Annotated in this window: 15 protein-coding genes and 1 riboswitch; of the genes, 9 read left to right on the forward strand and 6 right to left on the reverse strand. The window is 60.3% G+C overall.

Features of this window, described 5'->3' with window-relative positions; translation table 11 throughout:
• Positions 1–12 precede the first annotated feature (12 nt).
• Positions 13–882 (forward strand): patatin-like phospholipase RssA, encoded by an 870-nt coding sequence (gene rssA, locus ACB028_RS04760; protein WP_042027780.1) that lies wholly within the window; start codon positions 13–15, stop codon positions 880–882.
• A gap of 72 nt (positions 883–954) precedes the next feature.
• On the opposite strand, the gene ACB028_RS04765 is transcribed toward rssA, so the two are convergent.
• Together ACB028_RS04765 and ACB028_RS04770 are read right to left on the reverse strand one after the other, a co-directional pair.
• A complete protein-coding gene (locus tag ACB028_RS04765) occupies positions 955–2,316 on the reverse strand; it encodes a sodium-dependent transporter (RefSeq protein ID WP_201940862.1) in 1,362 nt (453 codons plus the stop codon).
• Between the two features lie 197 nt (positions 2,317–2,513).
• On the reverse strand, positions 2,514–2,780 hold the full coding sequence (locus ACB028_RS04770) for a DNA-binding transcriptional regulator (RefSeq protein WP_026456659.1): 267 nt from the start codon (positions 2,778–2,780) through the stop codon (positions 2,514–2,516).
• A 258-nt stretch (positions 2,781–3,038) separates the two neighbouring features.
• On the opposite strand from ACB028_RS04770, the gene ACB028_RS04775 reads away from it, so the two are divergent.
• The 4 genes from ACB028_RS04775 (at position 3,039) to ACB028_RS04790 (ending at position 7,526) form a co-directional block, all read left to right on the forward strand.
• Entirely contained in the window at positions 3,039–3,635 is a 597-nt protein-coding gene (locus ACB028_RS04775; RefSeq protein WP_042027783.1) for a hypothetical protein, read from the forward strand.
• A 307-nt stretch (positions 3,636–3,942) separates the two neighbouring features.
• Positions 3,943–4,956, forward strand: a complete 1,014-nt coding sequence (gene ompA / locus ACB028_RS04780; protein WP_042027784.1) for a porin OmpA — start codon at positions 3,943–3,945, stop codon at positions 4,954–4,956.
• A gap of 318 nt (positions 4,957–5,274) precedes the next feature.
• Positions 5,275–6,282: a porin OmpA gene (gene ompA / locus ACB028_RS04785; RefSeq protein ID WP_042027786.1), complete on the forward strand. Its 1,008-nt coding sequence runs from the start codon at positions 5,275–5,277 to the stop codon at positions 6,280–6,282.
• A gap of 212 nt (positions 6,283–6,494) precedes the next feature.
• Positions 6,495–7,526 (forward strand): OmpA family protein, encoded by a 1,032-nt coding sequence (locus ACB028_RS04790; RefSeq protein ID WP_371143649.1) that lies wholly within the window; start codon positions 6,495–6,497, stop codon positions 7,524–7,526.
• A gap of 86 nt (positions 7,527–7,612) precedes the next feature.
• On the opposite strand, the gene ACB028_RS04795 is transcribed toward ACB028_RS04790, so the two are convergent.
• A complete protein-coding gene (locus ACB028_RS04795; protein WP_042027788.1) occupies positions 7,613–9,307 on the reverse strand; it encodes an NAD-dependent malic enzyme in 1,695 nt (564 codons plus the stop codon).
• A 56-nt stretch (positions 9,308–9,363) separates the two neighbouring features.
• Positions 9,364–10,221 carry an AraC family transcriptional regulator gene (locus tag ACB028_RS04800; protein ID WP_042027790.1) on the reverse strand — a complete coding sequence of 286 codons (858 nt, stop codon included), beginning with the start codon at positions 10,219–10,221 and terminating at the stop codon, positions 9,364–9,366.
• Positions 10,222–10,341: 120 nt separating this feature from the next.
• Here ACB028_RS04800 and ACB028_RS04805 point away from each other — a divergent pair, with 120 nt between their 5' ends.
• Together ACB028_RS04805 and ACB028_RS04810 are read left to right on the forward strand one after the other, a co-directional pair.
• Positions 10,342–11,721 (forward strand): MATE family efflux transporter, encoded by a 1,380-nt coding sequence (locus ACB028_RS04805; RefSeq protein ID WP_201940860.1) that lies wholly within the window; start codon positions 10,342–10,344, stop codon positions 11,719–11,721.
• 123 nt (positions 11,722–11,844) lie between these two features.
• Positions 11,845–12,093, forward strand: a complete 249-nt coding sequence (locus tag ACB028_RS04810) for a YciN family protein (RefSeq protein WP_026458620.1) — start codon at positions 11,845–11,847, stop codon at positions 12,091–12,093.
• A 34-nt stretch (positions 12,094–12,127) separates the two neighbouring features.
• On the opposite strand, the gene ACB028_RS04815 is transcribed toward ACB028_RS04810, so the two are convergent.
• Positions 12,128–13,249 (reverse strand): diguanylate cyclase, encoded by a 1,122-nt coding sequence (locus tag ACB028_RS04815; protein WP_042027796.1) that lies wholly within the window; start codon positions 13,247–13,249, stop codon positions 12,128–12,130.
• A 246-nt stretch (positions 13,250–13,495) separates the two neighbouring features.
• Here ACB028_RS04815 and ACB028_RS04820 point away from each other — a divergent pair, with 246 nt between their 5' ends.
• Together ACB028_RS04820 and ACB028_RS04825 are read left to right on the forward strand one after the other, a co-directional pair.
• The gene (locus ACB028_RS04820) at positions 13,496–14,905 is read left to right on the forward strand and encodes a nucleobase:cation symporter-2 family protein (protein ID WP_042027797.1); all 1,410 of its coding nucleotides are present in this window, start codon (positions 13,496–13,498) and stop codon (positions 14,903–14,905) included.
• An 86-nt stretch (positions 14,906–14,991) separates the two neighbouring features.
• On the forward strand, positions 14,992–15,693 hold the full coding sequence (locus tag ACB028_RS04825) for a protein ligase (protein WP_371143650.1): 702 nt from the start codon (positions 14,992–14,994) through the stop codon (positions 15,691–15,693).
• A 115-nt stretch (positions 15,694–15,808) separates the two neighbouring features.
• Here ACB028_RS04825 and ACB028_RS04830 read toward each other — a convergent pair whose 3' ends face one another.
• A complete protein-coding gene (locus tag ACB028_RS04830) occupies positions 15,809–17,185 on the reverse strand; it encodes a sodium:alanine symporter family protein (RefSeq protein WP_223378637.1) in 1,377 nt (458 codons plus the stop codon).
• 119 nt (positions 17,186–17,304) lie between these two features.
• Positions 17,305–17,415, reverse strand: a riboswitch (glycine riboswitch).
• Between the last annotated feature and the right edge of the window lie 497 nt (positions 17,416–17,912).

Genomic DNA, 17,912 nt, shown 5'->3' on the forward strand with positions numbered 1-17,912 from the left:
AGGAGGAAAGTCGTGCCACGAAAACCCCGCATAGGGCTCGCGCTGGGAAGCGGAGCCGCCAGAGGATGGGCCCATATCGGCGTCATCCGTGCCCTTGAACGCCTCGGCATCAAGCCGGATCTCATCGCAGGTTGCTCCATCGGCAGCTTTGTGGGGGGAGCCTACGCCGCCGGCGAGCTGGATCGGCTGGAGGCCTGGGTGCGCGACTTTACCCGGCTGCAGGTGGTGAGCCTGCTCGATCCCGCCCTCTCCGGCGGCCTGTTTCGCGGCGAGAAGGTGTTTGGCATCGCCGCCAACTATCTGGGCAACCCGGATCTGGAAGACCTTCCCCTCCCCTTCGCCTGCGTCGCCACCGAACTCGATACCGGCCGCGAGGTCTGGCTGCAGCAGGGGTCGCTACGCCAGGCGGTGCGCGCCTCCTGCGGCATGCCGGGGATCCTGACCCCGACCCGGGTCAACGATCACTGGCTGGTGGATGGCGCCGTGGTCAACCCCGTGCCCATCTCCCTGGCGCGCGCAATGGGGGCCGAGGTGGTGATCGCGGTCAACCTCAACACCGATATGCACCAACCCTGGACCGACCAGCCGGATCAGGTCAGCAACGGCGGCCTGCTCAGCCAGTGGCTCAACCGGGGCGAGAGCACACCCGCCACCCCGGGCATGTGGAGCGTGATGACGGGCTCCATCAACATCATGCAGGAGCGCATCACCCGGGCCCGGATGGCGGGGGATCCGCCGGAGATCCAGCTCTGCCCGCGCCTTGGCAGCTTCTCCATCATGGATTTTCATCGCGCCGTCGATGCCATCAACGAAGGGGAGGCCTGCGTCGAGCGCAGCCTGGATCAGCTCAAGGACGAACTGGGGCGACTCGGGGTGCTCTAATCATCCTCCAACACACAAGCAAAACAGAAAGAGCGCCTTGCGGCGCTCTTTTGCTATTCGGCTCAGCGAAACCTAGAAGAGTCCCAGCCCCTTGAGCATCACGATCAGGATCAGCAACGGCGATACGTAACGGATGATAAAGAAAAGCGGCTTGAGGATGGGCAACGCCAGCTCGCCACCATTGGTCAGTGCCTCTCTCATCCGCTCCTCGCCCCACACCCAGCCGACGAACAGGCAGAGGAAGATGCCACCCAGCGGCATCAAGACGTTGGAGGAGAGGTAGTCGAACAGATCGAAGAAGGTTTTGCCGGCGATCTGCACGTCCGCCATGGTGCTGTTGGAGAGCGCGCAGGTGGACCCCACCGCCCCCAGCACCAGCAAGTTGATCAGGGTGGCCCGGCGGCGGCTCATGCCAAAGCGCTCGGAAAGCACCGAGACCGGCACCTCCAGGATGGAGAGCATGGCGCCGGTGGCCGCAATGGCGGAGAGCACGAAGAAGAGCACCATGAACAGATGGCCAAACGGGATGCTGGCAAAGACTGCCGGAATAGTGATGAACAGGAGAGAAGGGCCGGCGGTCGGCTCGAAACCGAAGGCAAACACCGCAGGGAAGATGGCGATGCCGGCCAGCATGGAGACGAACAGATCGGCGCACATCACCCGAAACGCGGTCGCGGGGATGTTCTGATCCGCCCGAAAGTAGCTGCCATAGGTCATCATGGTGCCCATGCCGATGGAGAGCTTGAAGAAGGCCAGCCCCATGGCGGTCAGCACCACGGCACCGGTGATCTTGGAAAAGTCCGGAGAGAACAGGAAGGAGAGTCCTTCGCTCGCCCCCGGCAAAGTCAGGCTGCGAATGCCGATCACCAGCAGCAGGATGAAGAGCACCGGCATCAGCTTCTTGGTCACCGCCTCAATCCCCTTGGAGACCCCCATCAGCAGTATGCCCCCCATCAGGATCAGCACCAGCCACTGCCACAGCAAACTCTGCAGCGGATTGGTGATGAGCGCCGTAAACGCCGCGCCGGTGACTTCCGGGTTGGTCGAGAGGATGGAGCCGTCGATCGCCTTGAAGATGTAGGCAAAGACCCAGGCCGCCACTTCGGAGTAGAACGACATGATAAGGAAGGCGGCCAGCACGCCCATGGCCGCGATCAGCCACCAGGGTTGCCCTTTGGGAGCCAGTTTGGTCAGGGTGCTGACCGCATCTGACTTGCCTTTGCGACCCAGCATGATCTCGGAGATCATCACCGGCAGCCCCACCAGCAGAGTGGCGATCACATACACCAGCAGAAAACCGGCGCCACCATTTTCACCGGTCAGGTAGGGGAATTTCCAGATATTGCCGAGACCAACGGCGGAGCCTAAGGTCGCGGCCAGCACGCCGAATTTGCTGGTAAAGCCGTCTCTGGCCTTGGGGGTGGTTTGACTCATTATTGTCTCACTCTCTGTCGCATCATGCGGGGTAGCGGATTAAAGGGTAGGAAGTTTCTGAGGTTTGTAATTGATTGCCAATATTTTTCAGGGGAAAGCGCTATCTGGAGCACGATTTGCGCTACATCCGGTTATCAACCCTGTTTTCCAGACAAAAAAATGCCGCCCGATGGCGGCATTTTCTGTCACAGTGACACTCACGCCTTGGCGAGGTCGTCCGGTCCGATCTGGCCGATTTCGGCGACTTTTTTGTCAGCCAGCAGCCAGAGGGTGAACTTGTGCAGCTCGGGGTGGTGAGCCAGGGCAACCAGGAAGGCGCCACCAACTTCACGATAACCCAGCTCGTAGTTCTTCAGGGTTGTGGGGGGAACACCCAGCAAATCAGCAAATTTAGGACGGCTCAAACCGACTGCTTCACGGATCTGACGGATCTTCTTGCCAACAGTGACGATATTTGAATTCATATTGTTCCATACTCCGTTTGGCGGATGTACTCCGCCTTTTATTTTTCGCGACGACTCGTAGTCAAGTGTATCAGTTTTGTACGGACTCGTTATGGTCGAGTCTCTATCTTTATGAGCGCCTTTCGGCGACAACCCTTGCTATCAACGGGGATGGTAATCGCTCAGCCGCCTCAGGTAAACAGTCTCGAAAAGAAACCCTTATTGTTGGCAACAGAATTGCTCGTATAATTCGCCAGCTACCCATAAAGAGGAATTAGTATGGCGTTTCCCGGCATTATTTCCCGCCTGCACACCGTCCCGAACGTATCCCAACTGCAACAACAACTGACCCAGGGTGAACAGTATCGCGCCGAAGCCTTCTGGCTCCCTTCGGCATTGCAGCATCATGCCAACGAGGTACTGGCCCAGCTGTCAGACAAATGCAGCCTCTATCTGGAACAGGATGAACCGACCCTTTCCCTGCGTAGCCACGATGGTGGCCAGGACAGTCATGGTCGTCTGCTCACCCGCAACGGTCAGGTTCTCGGGCTGGCCGTGACCCCTGGCGATGGCGGCCTGGTCCCCGTCTCCGGCATGCCGGACATGGCCACCTGGCTGGAGGCAGGTCACCTTCATTTCATCTGTCCGGCGGCGGTCCAACCGGTGGCTCGTGCCATTCTCAACATCTGGCCACTGGACCCTTATCTGGCGCGTCATTTTCTGACGAGCTTCATTCCGCTGTTACAAAGCGCAACAGAGGCCGATTATCTCGCCGTTTTTGCCGCCAGGGAAAATCAGGCCAACCCGCATTCCGACTGGGTTCAGGCCTATATGAGACTGGAAAAAAAGCTGCACCGTGCCTACCTAGATCACTAATTAATCAGCATAAACAGCCAGTTATCCCTTCCTGATAATTTTGTATCCGGTGCATTTGTGAGCTTGATCATGTTTTAAAAACGGCATAGAGTGCGCCTCGTCATCGGAATGACACCTGCTGCTTGGTCGCGGTTTTCACCTTTGCGTGCCCGACCAAGTTGCTCGACACACCAGGAGAGTGTGCGACCCGGAATCTGCCGGGTCATCTGCCAGACTCGACGCCAGCCGTTCGGCGGAGCCTGCAGCTTACATAAATGACAAAGTGCGAAGCATGTGAATAACGTGCGCTCTCAACGAGGATTTTTTTATGATGAAAATGGCTCCTTCCCTGATCGCCATCGCCATGGCTGCCATGGGTGCTACTGCTGCTCACGCTGCTGACGACATCTACTTCGGTGCCGGTGTCGGTGCTGCTCACTTCAACGGTCTGAACAAGATCGAAGGCGTGAACAACGGTGAAGAAGACGCGGCTGCTGCCAACGCATTCGTGGGTTACAACTTCAACGAATACTTCGGTACCGAGCTGGGCTATCAGTACGCTGGCCGTGGCAACACCGAAGGTCTGCGCTACGAGAACCAGGGTGCCACCCTGTCCGGTATCGCTCGTCTGCCGCTGGGCAACGACTTCTCCCTGTTCGCTGAAGGCGGCGCCTACTGGGCTCACACCGATGGTCTGGGCATCAGCGATACCAAAGTATCCCCGCTGGCCGGTGCCGGTGTGACTTACAAAGTCAACGACGCCCTGGATCTGCAAGCTCGCTACCGCTACATGTGGGACGTGGCTGACCTGAACGTAGAAGGCACCCACTACAAGTCCAACCAGAGCGTGGCTACCCTGGAAGCCGTATACCACCCGTTCCGTACTTCCTACGTAGCACCGGCTCCGGCTCCGGTTGTTGAAGAAGCTCCGGCTCCGCAAGTTGTCGAGAAGAGCTTCGCCCTGAACTCCGACGTGCTGTTTGCCTTCGGCAAAGACACCCTGAAGCCGGAAGGTGCTCAGGCTCTGGACGCTCTGTACCAGCAAATCGTTGAATTCCAGCCGAAAGATGGCAGCGCTGTTGTCGTTGGTTACACCGACCGTATCGGTTCCGACGCTTACAACCAGAAACTGTCCGAAGCCCGTGCCCGCACCGTTGCCAACTTCCTGGTAAGCAAGGGTATGGCTGCCAGCAAGGTTGCCATCGAAGGTCGTGGCGAAGCTGACCCGGTTACCGGCACCAAGTGTGACGGCGTGAAAGCCAAGGCTCAGCTGATCTCCTGCCTGGCCCCGGACCGTCGTGTAGAAGTTCGCGTATCTGGCGTACAAGAAGTTCAGCAATAATCTGAACTGCGCAAGATAAAGTGCGAAATGGGGATGCAATAGCATCCCCATTTGTTTATCTCCTCTTCCTTCCTGACATCCCCCTGTCACATTTGACTCTTAGCTTGCCTGTACTACCTCAAAAGCATAAAGTAGCTAAGCCTCTAAGGCATTGGATAAGCACTAAAAAGCGCTTCTGTCCGGCCTGTTGTCCATGATGTAGACGCATCATGAGTGTCCCGAAGCCATCTGCTATCCATCTTGTTGGCAATTTTTTCGCCACCATAAAAACAAGTGCACAGAATGCCCTCAAGGGGCTCACGCAACGAGGATAAAACGATGAAAATCAAAATGGCTCCCACTCTGATTGCGCTGGCAATCGCGGCCACCGGTACCACTGCCCAAGCCGCTGGTGACTGGTATACCGGTATCGGTGCAGGCTGGGCCTATGCCCACGATCTGGACAACAATGTTCAGGGTCTGGATGTAGACAAGGACGCCACGGCCCTGAGTCTGTTCGGCGGCTACAACTTCACCGAGAACTTTGGTGCCGAGCTTGGCTATCTCTATGCCGGCAAGGGCGGCATCGATGGCGCCGACTTCAAGACCCAGGGTGCCACCCTGTCCGGTATTGCTCGTCTGCCCATGGGTGATGTCTTCTCCCTGTTTGCGGAAGGTGGTGCCTACTTCAACCACGTCAGCGGCAATGGCAATGGCGACAGTGACAACGGCACTGCGCCGCTGGCCGGCATCGGTCTGACCGCCAAGCTCTCCGACCTGGTCGACGTGCAGGCCCGTTACCGCTATCTGTGGAACCTGGGCGACGAGCCGAAGACCTGGGAAACCGACATGAGCGTGGCGACCCTGGAACTGGTACTGCACCCGAACCGTACCTCCTATGTTGCACCGGTTCCCGCTCCCGAGCCCGAGCCTGTCGCACCGGTCGTTGTCGACAAGAACTTCGCCCTGAGCTCTGACGTGCTGTTTGCCTTTGGCAAATCTACCCTCAAGCCGGAGGGTGCCGCAGCGCTGAACACCCTGTATCAGGACATCGTCGACGTGCAGCCGAAAGATGGCAGCGCCGTGGTCGTCGGTTACACCGACCGCATCGGCTCTGATGCCTACAACCTGAAACTGTCCGAAGCCCGTGCCCGTACCGTGGCCGACTTCCTGGTCGGCAAGGGCCTGCCGGCTGGCAAGGTCTCCATCGAAGGTCGTGGCGAAGCCAACCCGGTCACCGGCAACCAGTGTGACGGCGTCAAGGGCAAGGCCGAGCTGATCTCCTGCCTGTCCCCGGATCGTCGCGTAGAAGTACGCGTCACCGGCGTACAGCAAGTGACCGAATAATCCCGCAACCCGATGCATACAAGCCGAGGGGGCCCGCAAGGGCTCCCTCTTTTTTTGCGCGCCATTCGGCCACTCCCGGCCACCCATTGCCCCATGAGTGTTCCCCCTCGCAGTGCCTGACTGGTTAAACAGTCGGTATCACCTATAACTAAGAGCGGCAACTACCTGAAAACTGGAAGGCTGCCCCAGATAACAACAAATGAGGATACAAGATGAACAAGACACTCAAACCCGTCTGGCTCGCGGTGGCGCTGGCCGTGACACTGCCCTCGGCGGCCCATGCCAACGACTGGTACGGCGGGATCGGTGGCGGCGTCGCCATCGCCCACGATCTGGATGACTTCAGCCAGGATGCCGACAAGAACGCGACCGCACTCTCCCTGTTCGGGGGCTACAACTTCAACGAGAACCTGGGCACCGAACTCGGTTACCTCTCCACCGGTGACTGGGATATCAATGGCACGGACTTCAACAGCAAGGGGGCGACCCTCTCCGTCATCGGCCGCTTGCCTCTCAACGATATCTTCTCGGTGTTTGCGGAAGGGGGTGGCTATATCTACCACGTCAACTCCATCAACGGGGGGGATGACAGCCTGGCCCCGCTGGCCGGGCTCGGGCTGACCGCCAGAGTGCACGACTGGATCGATATTCAGGCGCGCTACCGCTATATGGTGCGGGTCGGGGATGATTCGGACAACGACAAGGTCGGCAGCGGCACCCAACGCTGGGTCAGTGACATCAGTGCAGCCACCCTGGAGCTGGTGATCCATCCCAACCGCAGCAAAACGGTCGAACCTGAACCCGCTCCCATGGTGGTGCCAGTACCACCGCCCGCGCCCGAGCCGGTGGATCAAACCTTCAACCTGAGCTCGGACGTGCTGTTTGCCTTTGGCAAGGCGGACCTCAAACCGGAAGGCATGCAGGCGCTCGATTCACTCTACCAGCAGATCGTCGACGTTAAACCCAAGGACGGCAGTGCCATGGTGATGGGCTATACCGACCGGATAGGCTCGGATGCCAGCAACCAGACCCTGTCGGAGGCGCGCGCAACGACGGTCGCCAACTTTTTGATTAACAAGGGGTTGCCCGCAGGTCAGGTCAGTATTCAGGGCAACGGCGAGAGCAACCCGGTCACTGGCAGCCAGTGTGATGGCATCAAGGCCAGAGCCGCGCTGATCGATTGCCTGGCCCCGGATCGCCGGGTCGAGATCCGGGTGACCGGTATCCAGCAGGCCGGTGAGTAGTCCCGCTTCATGAGGCCATCACGATGACAGAGGTGCACAAAAAAGGGATGCTGCTGCATCCCTTTTGTTTTACTCGCGCGACCGGATCAGAAGGAGGTCCGGCGATAGCGACGGTACTCGGGGTGCCAGAAGTTGGCCTCGATGGCCTGATCGATCACCTCGTCCGGGGTCTGCACCGCCTTGCCCTGCAGCATGGCAGTCTTGGCCACCATCTTGGCGATGTAACGGGAGACCTCGTGAATGTCCGCCAGATCCGGCAGCAGTGACCCCTCTTCCCCTTTCACCAGCGGCGAGCACTCGGCCAACGCCCGGCTGGCCGACATCAGCATGGCATCGGTCACCCGGGTCGCACCGGAGGCGATGACGCCAAGGCCAATCCCCGGGAAGATGAAGGAGTTGTTGCACTGGGCGATGACGTAGCGCTTGCCCTTGTACTCCACCGGTGCAAACGGGCTGCCGGTCGCTACCAGGGCCTGACCATCGGTCCAGCGGATCAGATCCGCCGGGGTCGCCTCAACCCGGGAGGTGGGGTTGGAGAGCGGGAAGATGATGGGACGGGCACAGTGCTTGTGCATGGTCTTCACCACCTCTTCGGTGAACAGCCCCGGCTGGCCGGAAACCCCGATGAGGATGTCCGGGCGACCGTGCTCCATCACCTCCAGCAGGGAGATATTGTCCCCCACCGGCCAGTCGGCAATGCGTTCCACCGGTTGGGATAGACGACGCTGGAAGTCAAGCTGGTTCGGGATCTTGTCGGTGATGAGACCGAAGCGATCCACCATGAAAACCCGGCCGCGCGCCTGCGCATCCGTCAGCCCCTCGGCCTTCATCTGGGCCACGATCTGCTCGGCGATGCCACAACCGGCGCTGCCGGCGCCGAGGAAGGCAACCCGTTTCTCGGAGAGCTTGGCACCGGAGGCCTTGCAGGCGGCGATGAGGCTGCCCAGGGTCACGGCGGCGGTGCCCTGGATGTCATCGTTGAAACAGCACAGCTCGTTCTTGTAGCGGTTGAGCAGCGGCATGGCGTTGTTCTGGGCAAAGTCCTCGAACTGCAGCAGGATCTCCGGCCAGCGGCGCTTGACCGCCTGGATGAAGGCATCGACGAACTCGGCGTACTCTTCACCCGAGATACGCGGATTGCGCCAGCCCATGTAGAAGGGATCGTTGAGCAGTTGCTGGTTGTTGGTGCCCACGTCCAGCACCACCGGCAAGCAGTAGGCCGGCGAGATACCGCCACAGGCGGTGTAGAGGGAGAGCTTGCCGATGGGAATGCCCATGCCGCCGATCCCCTGATCCCCCAGACCCAGGATCCGCTCGCCATCGGTGACCACGATCACCTTGACGTTCTGCTTGGTGGCGTTTTGCAGCATGTCATCGATCCTGTCCTTGTCCGGATAGGAGATGAACAGACCGCGCGCGCGGCGATAGATGTTGGAGAACTCCTCGCACGCCTTGCCCACGGTCGGGGTATAGATAACCGGCAGCATCTCGGTCAGGTGGTTGTGCAGCAGACGGTAGAACAGGGTCTCGTTGGTATCCTGGATGTTGCGCAGGTAGATGTGCTTGTCCATGTCGTTGCCAAACGCCATGAACTGACGGTAGGCCCGCTCCGCCTGCTCCTCGATGGTCTCGATGTTGTGGGGCAGCAGTCCTTCGAGGTTGAAGTTGCTGCGCTCTTCGCTGGTGAAGGCACTGCCCTTGTTGAGCAGCGGGGTCTCCAGCAGGGCCGGACCGGCGTAGGGAATGTAGAGAGGACGTTTCTGATTATTATCTTCAAACATGGGTCTGGTACCTAAACGTTGGGGCCAGCCGATCCTATGGGCTTGCGCCGTTAATTTCAAAGAGTTTGCACATCCGTTGCAAAAGGTTTGCGACCCAGGCGACGAAAGGCGCCCGGTGTCTGGCCGGTCAGCCGGCGAAAGCGGTTGGCAAAGTTGGCGCCATCGCTGTAACCGACCCGGCCGGCCAGCTCGGCCAGCGGCCAGTTGGTATAGAGCAGCAGCTGGCGCGCCTTGTTCATCCGTAGCTGGGTGAGCCAGGCCATGGGCCCCATGCCGAACACCTGGCGACAGAGGCGATGCAGATGGGGTACTGAGCAGGCCATCTGATCGGCGAGTAGAACCACGCTCCAGGGCTCGTCGAGATGCGCCTCCACCCGGCGAAACAGCGCCTGCAACCGGATCTCGGGAGTGCCACGCACCTCACCCTGCAGGGTACGCTCCAAGAGCGCCAGCAACAGGCTCAGCAGTTGGGGTTGCAAGGGCGAGCGGACCCCCTCTCCCTGGATCAGGCTGAGCAGATGATGGAGCTGCTCTCCGCCATCCCCCTGCCAGATGCGATGACCGAGCCGGTGCAGATGCTGCCAGCGCGGCACGTCGTCGAGCAGGATCCAGCTGGTGTGCCACTGCTCGCCCACCAGCTTGAGGCCGCCCGGCACGGCTGCGGGCAAAAAGATTAGCGACCCGGCTGGAATGGGTTGCTCTCCCCCGTCGGTGAGCAGTGCGCCCCCCTCGTCGTGGCTCACCATCAGGATGTGAAACTCGGGTCGGTTGCGACGAATAAGGTAGTGTTCGCGGATCACCGACAAGCCGGTCAGGAAGATGCCCGCCTCGCCGAGCAGGGGCAGACCTTCACGCCCCAGCATCCGCTCTTCGCAAGACGGTGCAATTTCCAGACACTCGCTGACAAATCCCATAACACCCCAACAGGATAGTTTTGCACAAGAAAACCGAGACTCACTCACAGTGAGACCATCCGCTTAGCCTCTTATCATACCCCTGACAAGCCTTGCTTTTCTTATACCCGGTTAACACAAATGAATTATTGGCAAGCAATTTTAAAACAAACCACCGATCGCGAGTTCATGTCCAGACTGTGGCGACTGGCCCTGCCCGTCTCACTGCAGTCCATGATGTTCTCCCTGCTCGGTCTCATCGACATCATGATGGTGAGCCAGCTTGGCACCACGGCAGTGGCGGCAGTCGGCTTGGGTAACCGGGTCTTCTTCTTCAACCTGCTGGTGATAGCGGGCCTCGCAGGCGGGGTTTCGGTATTGGCGGCACAATATTATGGTCGCGGCGAGATGGCCGGGGTGCGCCGCTCCCTGGCGCTGGCGTTAGTGGGGGCCACCCTGGTGAGCCTGCCGTTTGCCCTCGTTTACGTGCTCTCACCGGGTAGCGTGCTGGGCTTTGCCAGCCAGGATCCCGAGTTGCGCCCGCTCGCCGACCACTATCTGATGATCACCGGCGCCACCATCCTCTGCACCGCCATTGTGGTGCCGCTGGAGTCAGCCCTGCGTTCCATCGGCAACGCAACGGCGCCGACCCGCATCGGCATCATCGCCATCATTGCCAACGTCATCCTCAACTATGTCCTCATCTTCGGCCACTTCGGCTTCGAGGCCATGGGGGTGGCCGGCTCGGCCTGGGGCACCACACTTTCCCGACTGCTGCAGACCGCCTTGCTCTTGCTCTACGTGAGACGTCACGAGTCGCGCCTTGTTCCGCGCGCTGTCGACTGGCTGGCCGCCTTCAAACGCAAGGAGGTGGTGCGCTTTACCCTGATCGCCCTGCCGCTCTTGTTTCATGACGGTCTCTGGGCCTTCGGCATGCTGCTCTACGGCTTTCTCTATGCTCACCTTGGCACGGATTCGCTCGCCATCATGACCACCCTCGGGACGCTCGAGAGCATCCTCATCTCCCTCTTCTTCGGGCTGGCGGTGGCTTGCTCCACCCTGCTCGGCCACCGGCTCGGGGCCGAGGAGTACGAGGCGGCCTGGCAGCACTCCCAGCTGTTTCTGGTGATCGCCCCCGTGGGCGCCCTGCTGGTTGGCGTTGCGGTCTGGCTGCTGCAAACCAGCCTGCTGCAGTGGGTCGGCAACCTCCCCCCCGAGCTGATGGGCGAGGCGGGGCAGGTGCTCGCCATCATGTGTCTTGGCATGCTGCTCAAGGTGTTCAACATGGTGGGCATCATAGGGGTGCTGCGCTCGGGGGGCGATGTGAATTACAGCATCTTCATCGACATTGTCGGCATGTGGTGCATCGGCCTGCCGCTCGCCTGGGTGGCGGTGAGCCTGCTCGGCTGGCCTCTCTCATGGGTGGTCGCCGTGGTACTGCTGGAGGAGCTCAGCAAGGTACTGCTGGTGCAGCACAGGATCCGCCAGCGCCGCTGGCTCAGAAACCTGGTGATGGGATAGGGGAGAACAAACCCGGGGTCATATCAATGACAGAAAAACCCCGTTTGCAGTATGCTAGCCCCCTCTTCAATCAGAGGCAGGGCATGCTATGCCCCTGTCCAGTAGTCGTTTAAGGAGACGAGCATGCAACCACAGAAAGAGCTGATCACCGAGACTGCCCTGCTGGAGATGGCCAACAAGATGATCCGGGAACACGAAGACTTCATCCACGGCATGCGTGCCGACTCGGTGGAGCAGAAGGGGGAGATCCTGGTGTTCAAGGGGGAGTACTTCCTGGCCGAAGATGGCACCCCGACCGGCAAGACCATGGCGGTGTTCAACATGTTCAAGCTGCTGGCCCAGCAGCTCTCCGGCAAATACCGCCTGGGCTGACCCTCACGCCCAAGCAAACCACAGGATGCCGCCCTCAGGCGGCATCTGCTTTTTCGGCCTGCGGGCGTTCCACCACCACGCAGTTGCGCCCCGCCATCTTGGCCTGATAGAGGCTCTCATCGGCCCGATTGATAAGGGCATCTATGCTCTCGCCTCTCCGCGCCAGAGCGATGCCAATACTGACCGTCACCTCCAGCAATTCATCGGAAGTGGGGCTCTTTACCAGACGCGCCTCGACCGATACCCGCAGCCGTTCGGCGATGCGGGCAGCCTCCGATGGATCGCCGCAATTGCGCAGCAGGATGGCAAACTCCTCACCGCCATAACGCCCCAGCACCATACCAGACTCCAGCTGTTCATCCAGGGTAGTAGCCACCTCCTTGAGCACCGCATCCCCCGCCAGATGGCCATAGATATCGTTAATTCGTTTGAAGCGGTCGAGATCCAGCAGCAACACTGCAAACGGCTTTTGTCTGGTCAGCAACCGGGCCCGGGCCTGCTCCAGCTGCTTGAGCAACAGGCGGCGATTCATCATGCCGGTCAGCTCGTCGGTAGTGGACTCCCGATAGAGGCGCAGCAGCATGTTGAGCTGGCCGCACTGCACCCAGCAGCTGGCCATGGCAAACAGGCTGAGTACCCACACCTGGTTCAGGGTGGCCTGGCTCCACAGAGTCTGCCCCACCAATAACCAGCGCCCCAGCACCATGGTCAGCAGCACCACGCCGGCCAGTTGCAAACCGCGCAAGAGGGGAATGGGGAAGATGGCAAACAGGGTGATCAAGAGATAAGGGAACACCACATAGCCTACCTGCAGCTGCTGCTCGGTCCCGAAGCTATGCAAACTGACGAGTGAGAAGAGCATCATCACCACCATCAGGTAGCCGAGCGCCAGCTTCATGCGCTGCAGTCTGAAGTTGATGAGGTAGGAGAGCGGGATCAGTGGCGAGAGCGCCAGGGCACAGAAGATCCTGGCCTGAAGCAGCTCTTCGAAATGGGCGCGGGAGAGGGTCAGCCAATCCACCAATGCCCAGGCGGGCAAACCGACGATCAACAGGCAGGTGAGCAAACGCAAACGCACCGTCATAAAGCCCATGCGCGTGCGGGTAAAGTCTTCGGAGTGTGCCTTGGCACTCCAGAACTCTGACAACTTGAGCATCCAGCGGCTCCACATCAAGGTCGGGGGCCCATTTTACACCTACTAAGTGGTAAGAATGTCATTTGCGCAACGAATAAAAAGGAGATCTGTCTCACACAAAGCGACATATCATAATCGCCGCGCGCAAACGTTTCAACCCACCGAAAAATAAACCTTTTTCTGATTAATAAACGCTGGTCAGCAGCGCGCCAATCTCTACAATAGCGCCCAATTTTTCTCCCCATCCCCACACACTTTGAGGTTTTTATGGAACAGGTTGCCACCACGCAGACCGCCCCCGAGGCCCATCCCCCCAGGCGGGCACACAGCGAACTGGTCTACGGCATAGACGATGTCCCGCCCCTGCCCCAGACGCTGTTCGCCGCCCTGCAGCATATGCTCGCCATGTTTGTCGCCATCATCACCCCGCCCCTCATCATCGCCAACGCCCTGGGCCTGCCCGCCGAAGATACCCGTTATATCGTCTCCATGTCGCTGGTCATGTCCGGCATCGCCTCCTACATCCAGACCCGCCGCTTCGGTCCCGTCGGCTCCGGCCTGCTCTCGGTGCAGGGCACCAGCTTCAATTTCCTCGGGCCAATCATCGCCTCCGGCCTCGCCCTCAAACAGGCAGCCATGCCCACCGACGATATGCTGGGCACCCTGTTCGGCACCATGCTGGTGGCGGCCCTCACCATGGTGATCCTGAGCCGCTGCCTGCACCTGGTGCAGAAGGTGATCACCCCGCTGGTGACCGGCATCGTCGTGCTGCTCATCGGTCTGACCCTGATCAAGGTAGGCCTCATCAGCATGGGGGGCGGCTACGGTGCCCTCGCCGATGGCAGCTTCGCCAGCCACAGCAACCTGTTTCTCTCCCTGCTGGTGCTTGGTCTCATCGTCCTGCTGCAACGCAGCCGCAACCCCTGGCTGCGCCTCTCCGCCATCATGATCGCCATGCTGGTGGGCTATGCCGTGGCGCTGCTGCTTGGCAAGATCAATGCCCCTACCTTCGAGGGGCCGATGTTGATGGTACCCGTCCCCCTCAAGTACGGTCTCGGCTTCGACTGGCAGCTGTTCGTGCCGCTTGCCATCATCTTCGTGGTGACGGCGCTCGAGGCCATCGGTGACATGACCGCCACCTCGGATGTCTCCGGCGAGCCGGTCAGCGGCAAGGTCTACATGAAGCGGATCAAGGGCGGCGTGCTGGCCGACGGCTGCAACTCCATGCTGGCGGCGCTCTTCTCCACCTTCCCCATGTCCACCTTCAGCCAGAACAACGGAGTCATTCAACTCACCGGCATGGCCAGCCGCCACGTGGGCCTCTTCATCGCCGCCATGTTGGCCCTGCTCGGTCTGTTCCCGGCGGTGGCAACCCTGGTGCAGCAGATCCCCGAGCCCGTGCTCGGCGGCGCTACCATCGTCATGTTCGGCACCATAGCCGCCGCCGGGGTGCGCATCATTGCCCGCGAAGAGCTCGACCGCCGTGCCCTGATGATCCTGGCGGTATCCCTCGCCATGGGGCTGGGGGTCGCCCAGGTGCCGGAGGTGCTGCAGCATCTGCCGGAGCTGGCCAAGAGCGTGCTCTCCTACGGCGTCGCCACCGGTGGCCTCACCGCCATCGTCCTGAACCTGCTACTGCCCAAACGCAGCAAGCCCTGCGCCCAAGCTCCCCGTTAACGGCCATCAAGCCCCGCCATGCGGGGCTTTACCTGGCTACCGGCCACGGGTAGTGTGCAAAGCCTGTCATGCTTCAGGATGCCACCATGTCCTACTCCCTGCTTCCCCCTCTGCCTGAAAGCCATACCCCGGATCAGATCCTCGCCCGGGAGCAGCACTGGCTGCGCGATTGCGCCCACACGGGTACGGCCATGGCCCACCTCTGGCAGGCGCCCCAATGCCTCATCGTTACCCGCAAAGATACGCGGCTGCCCCACTATCAAAGCGCCTGCGAGCAACTCGCCGCCGAAGGCTGGCCCGTGTTTGTACGCGACAGCGGTGGCACCGCCGTGCCTCACGGCGCCGGCATCCTCAACCTCTCCCTGCTGCTGCCCCGCACCACCACGGATCTCGCTCACTACTACCGGCAGCTGGGCGCGCCGCTGCTGAGTTTGCTGGCGCAATACGACCTTGAGGGGAGCTATGACTTCGTGCCCGGCTCGTTTTGTGACGGCCAGTACAACCTGATGATCGGGGGGCGCAAGATAACCGGCACCGCCCAGCGCTGGCTGGCGCCGGGGCAGGATCACGGCGGCGCCGTGCTGGCCCAGGCCATGCTGCTGGTGGCGGGAAATGTGGATGAGGGTACCCGGATGGCGAGCCGCTTCTACGAGCTGGCGGGCGGGGAGCTGCGCTTTTTGCCGGGCACCTCCACCACACTCGCGCAAGCCATCCATTGGCAAGGGAGCGATGGCGAACTGGTGGCCGAGGTCAACCACAGACTGCAACGGTTGCTGGCGGGCAACTAGCCCTTACCCACATTACGCTCTTGGTTCACCAACCATTCGGCGCACCAACTAAAAAGCCACGACCCGGGGTCGTGGCTTGCTTTTTTCAAGGGGAACGTGAGACGCGGTGGCGAGATCAGGCGGTCTGCGGCTCAGGCTCGGACTCCGTATCCCGGTCACGGCTGAAGTAGGCCCGGGTCTCGGCAATCACCACGTGGCGCAGGCCGATAAGACCGATGAGATTGGGCACCGCCATCAGGCCGTTGACGATGTCGGCCAAGAGCCAAATCATGTCGAGATGCAGGAAGGCGCCGCACGCCACCAGCACCAGATAGACCAGGCGGTAGGGCTTGATCGCCTTGACCCCGAACAGGTACTCGGTACAGCGCTCGCCGTAGTAGTTCCAGCCAAGGATGGTGGTGAAGGCAAAAAACAGCAGGCCGATACTCACCAGATACTGACCGATATGGGCATCCAGCCCCTGGGCGAAGGCCTGGCTGGTCATGGCGGCGCCGCTGAGATCCCCGCTCCACACTCCGGTCACCACCAGGGTCAGGCCGGTCATGGTGCAGATGATGATGGTGTCGAAGAAGGTGCCGGTCATGGAGACCAGCCCCTGCTCCACGCAGGAATTGGTCTTGGCCGCCGCCGCGGCGATGGGGGCCGAGCCCAACCCGGACTCGTTGGAGAAGACGCCGCGCGCCACCCCGGACTGGATCGCCAGCATGATGCCGGCGCCGACGAAGCCACCGGTGGCCGCATGGCCGGTGAAGGCGCTCTGCAACACCAGCGCCACCGCATCCGGCAAGGCAGCGGCATTGGCAAACAGCACCCCGAGACAGGCGGCGATATAGAAGAGGGCCATGAAGGGGACCACCTTGCTTGACACGCTGGAGATGGACTTGATCCCCCCCAGAGTCACCAGGCCCACCAGCAGGGTCAGTACCACGGCGGTCGCCTCGCGGGGCACCGAGAACGACAAAGTCATGGCATCCGAGATGGCGTTGACCTGGGGGAAGGTCCCGATCCCGAAGAAGGCCACGCCGATGCCAAACAAGGCGAACAGCTTGGCGAGCACTCTGGAGCCAAGCCCCTTTTCCAGATAGTACATGGGGCCACCGGCCATCTGGCCGTTGGCATCCTGCTGGCGATATTTGACCGCCAACAGACACTCGGCGTACTTGGTGGCCATGCCAAACAGGGCTGCCATCCACATCCAGAACAGGGCTCCCGGACCACCGAGCTTGATGGCGGTGGCAACGCCGACGATGTTGCCGGTACCTATGGTGGCAGAGAGGGCGGTGCACAGAGCGCCAAAGCTGGAGACATCCCCCTGCTTGCCCTGGCCCTGATCACGGCCGAATACCAGACGCAGCGCGAGCGGCAAGCGCACCAGCTGAAGCAGTCCCAGACGCAGGGTAAGGTAAATACCGGTCCCGACCAGCAGGATCAGCAGGGGTGGCCCCCAGACAAAACTATCGATGGCGGTGAGCGCCGCTTGAATTGATGACATGCATCCTCCTTAAGAAACAGAAATTAAGGAGGAGAAGGATGATCTTCCCATAGGTGTCGCGATCGGCCAGAGGCGATCGGATGCGGGCTAAGCCAAAGTACAACCCAAAGTACAACCATCCCATCCCCTCTGTCCTTTTGCCTGAGAGTTTCCGGCGCCAGATTGCGATGCAATCATGATGCCTTGCTCCTTCGGCGCCCGATTCAACGGGTCTCTCCAGAGTATCGTCCAGTAGCAGTCCACACCGGTTGCCCGGTACCTGAAAGATTCACTTCTTCGGTGGATGGTTGCCCATCACTCTCCTGCTACCTTCATCCGAACTAATTTGGATTAGGAAGCGGGCATGGTAATCCAAAAATTGTGAGCTGTCTCGCACTTGCCGGCCCGCTCCCGCACTTTTTTCATGATCGGCCATCCCATCGGCAAGATGTTAAATAGTGGTTAACAATCATAGAGTTAACCTGGCCTGCATCAAACGTGTCCCGACGCACAAGATGACGGGATAAAAAGCAATTCTCTATCTCGTTTCATGCAGAAAAACTCAACAACATATCCAATCAAAATGCTTGCACAGAAACTCAATAAGCCGATAATCCCGCGCATAACCAAGCACTCTGCTCTCAATTTATGCACTGTGCCAGGTTGGTCCCGCCGGACCGCTCGCCTGACCCGGCCGTCGCCGGTTCAATCGCATATGGCTTGGGCATATAACGCCCCCTAAGGACTT

The sequence above is a fragment of the Aeromonas sp. S9(2024) genome (assembly GCF_041403185.1).
Taxonomy (GTDB): domain Bacteria; phylum Pseudomonadota; class Gammaproteobacteria; order Enterobacterales; family Aeromonadaceae; genus Aeromonas; species Aeromonas enteropelogenes.

Bases quoted from the DNA above. Each gene is read 5' to 3' on its own strand.
- ACB028_RS04765 (WP_201940862.1), bottom strand. From the start codon at position 2,316: ATGAGTCAAACCACCCCCAAGGCCAGAGACGGCTTTACCAGCAAATTC.
- ACB028_RS04770 (WP_026456659.1), bottom strand. From the start codon at position 2,780: ATGAATTCAAATATCGTCACTGTTGGCAAGAAGATCCGTCAGATCCGT.
- ACB028_RS04775 (WP_042027783.1), top strand. From the start codon at position 3,039: ATGGCGTTTCCCGGCATTATTTCCCGCCTGCACACCGTCCCGAACGTA.
- ompA (WP_042027784.1), top strand. From the start codon at position 3,943: ATGATGAAAATGGCTCCTTCCCTGATCGCCATCGCCATGGCTGCCATG.
- ompA (WP_042027786.1), top strand. From the start codon at position 5,275: ATGAAAATCAAAATGGCTCCCACTCTGATTGCGCTGGCAATCGCGGCC.
- ACB028_RS04790 (WP_371143649.1), top strand. From the start codon at position 6,495: ATGAACAAGACACTCAAACCCGTCTGGCTCGCGGTGGCGCTGGCCGTG.
- ACB028_RS04795 (WP_042027788.1), bottom strand. From the start codon at position 9,307: ATGTTTGAAGATAATAATCAGAAACGTCCTCTCTACATTCCCTACGCC.
- ACB028_RS04800 (WP_042027790.1), bottom strand. From the start codon at position 10,221: ATGGGATTTGTCAGCGAGTGTCTGGAAATTGCACCGTCTTGCGAAGAG.
- ACB028_RS04805 (WP_201940860.1), top strand. From the start codon at position 10,342: ATGAATTATTGGCAAGCAATTTTAAAACAAACCACCGATCGCGAGTTC.
- ACB028_RS04810 (WP_026458620.1), top strand. From the start codon at position 11,845: ATGCAACCACAGAAAGAGCTGATCACCGAGACTGCCCTGCTGGAGATG.
- ACB028_RS04815 (WP_042027796.1), bottom strand. From the start codon at position 13,249: ATGCTCAAGTTGTCAGAGTTCTGGAGTGCCAAGGCACACTCCGAAGAC.
- ACB028_RS04820 (WP_042027797.1), top strand. From the start codon at position 13,496: ATGGAACAGGTTGCCACCACGCAGACCGCCCCCGAGGCCCATCCCCCC.
- ACB028_RS04825 (WP_371143650.1), top strand. From the start codon at position 14,992: ATGTCCTACTCCCTGCTTCCCCCTCTGCCTGAAAGCCATACCCCGGAT.
- ACB028_RS04830 (WP_223378637.1), bottom strand. From the start codon at position 17,185: ATGTCATCAATTCAAGCGGCGCTCACCGCCATCGATAGTTTTGTCTGG.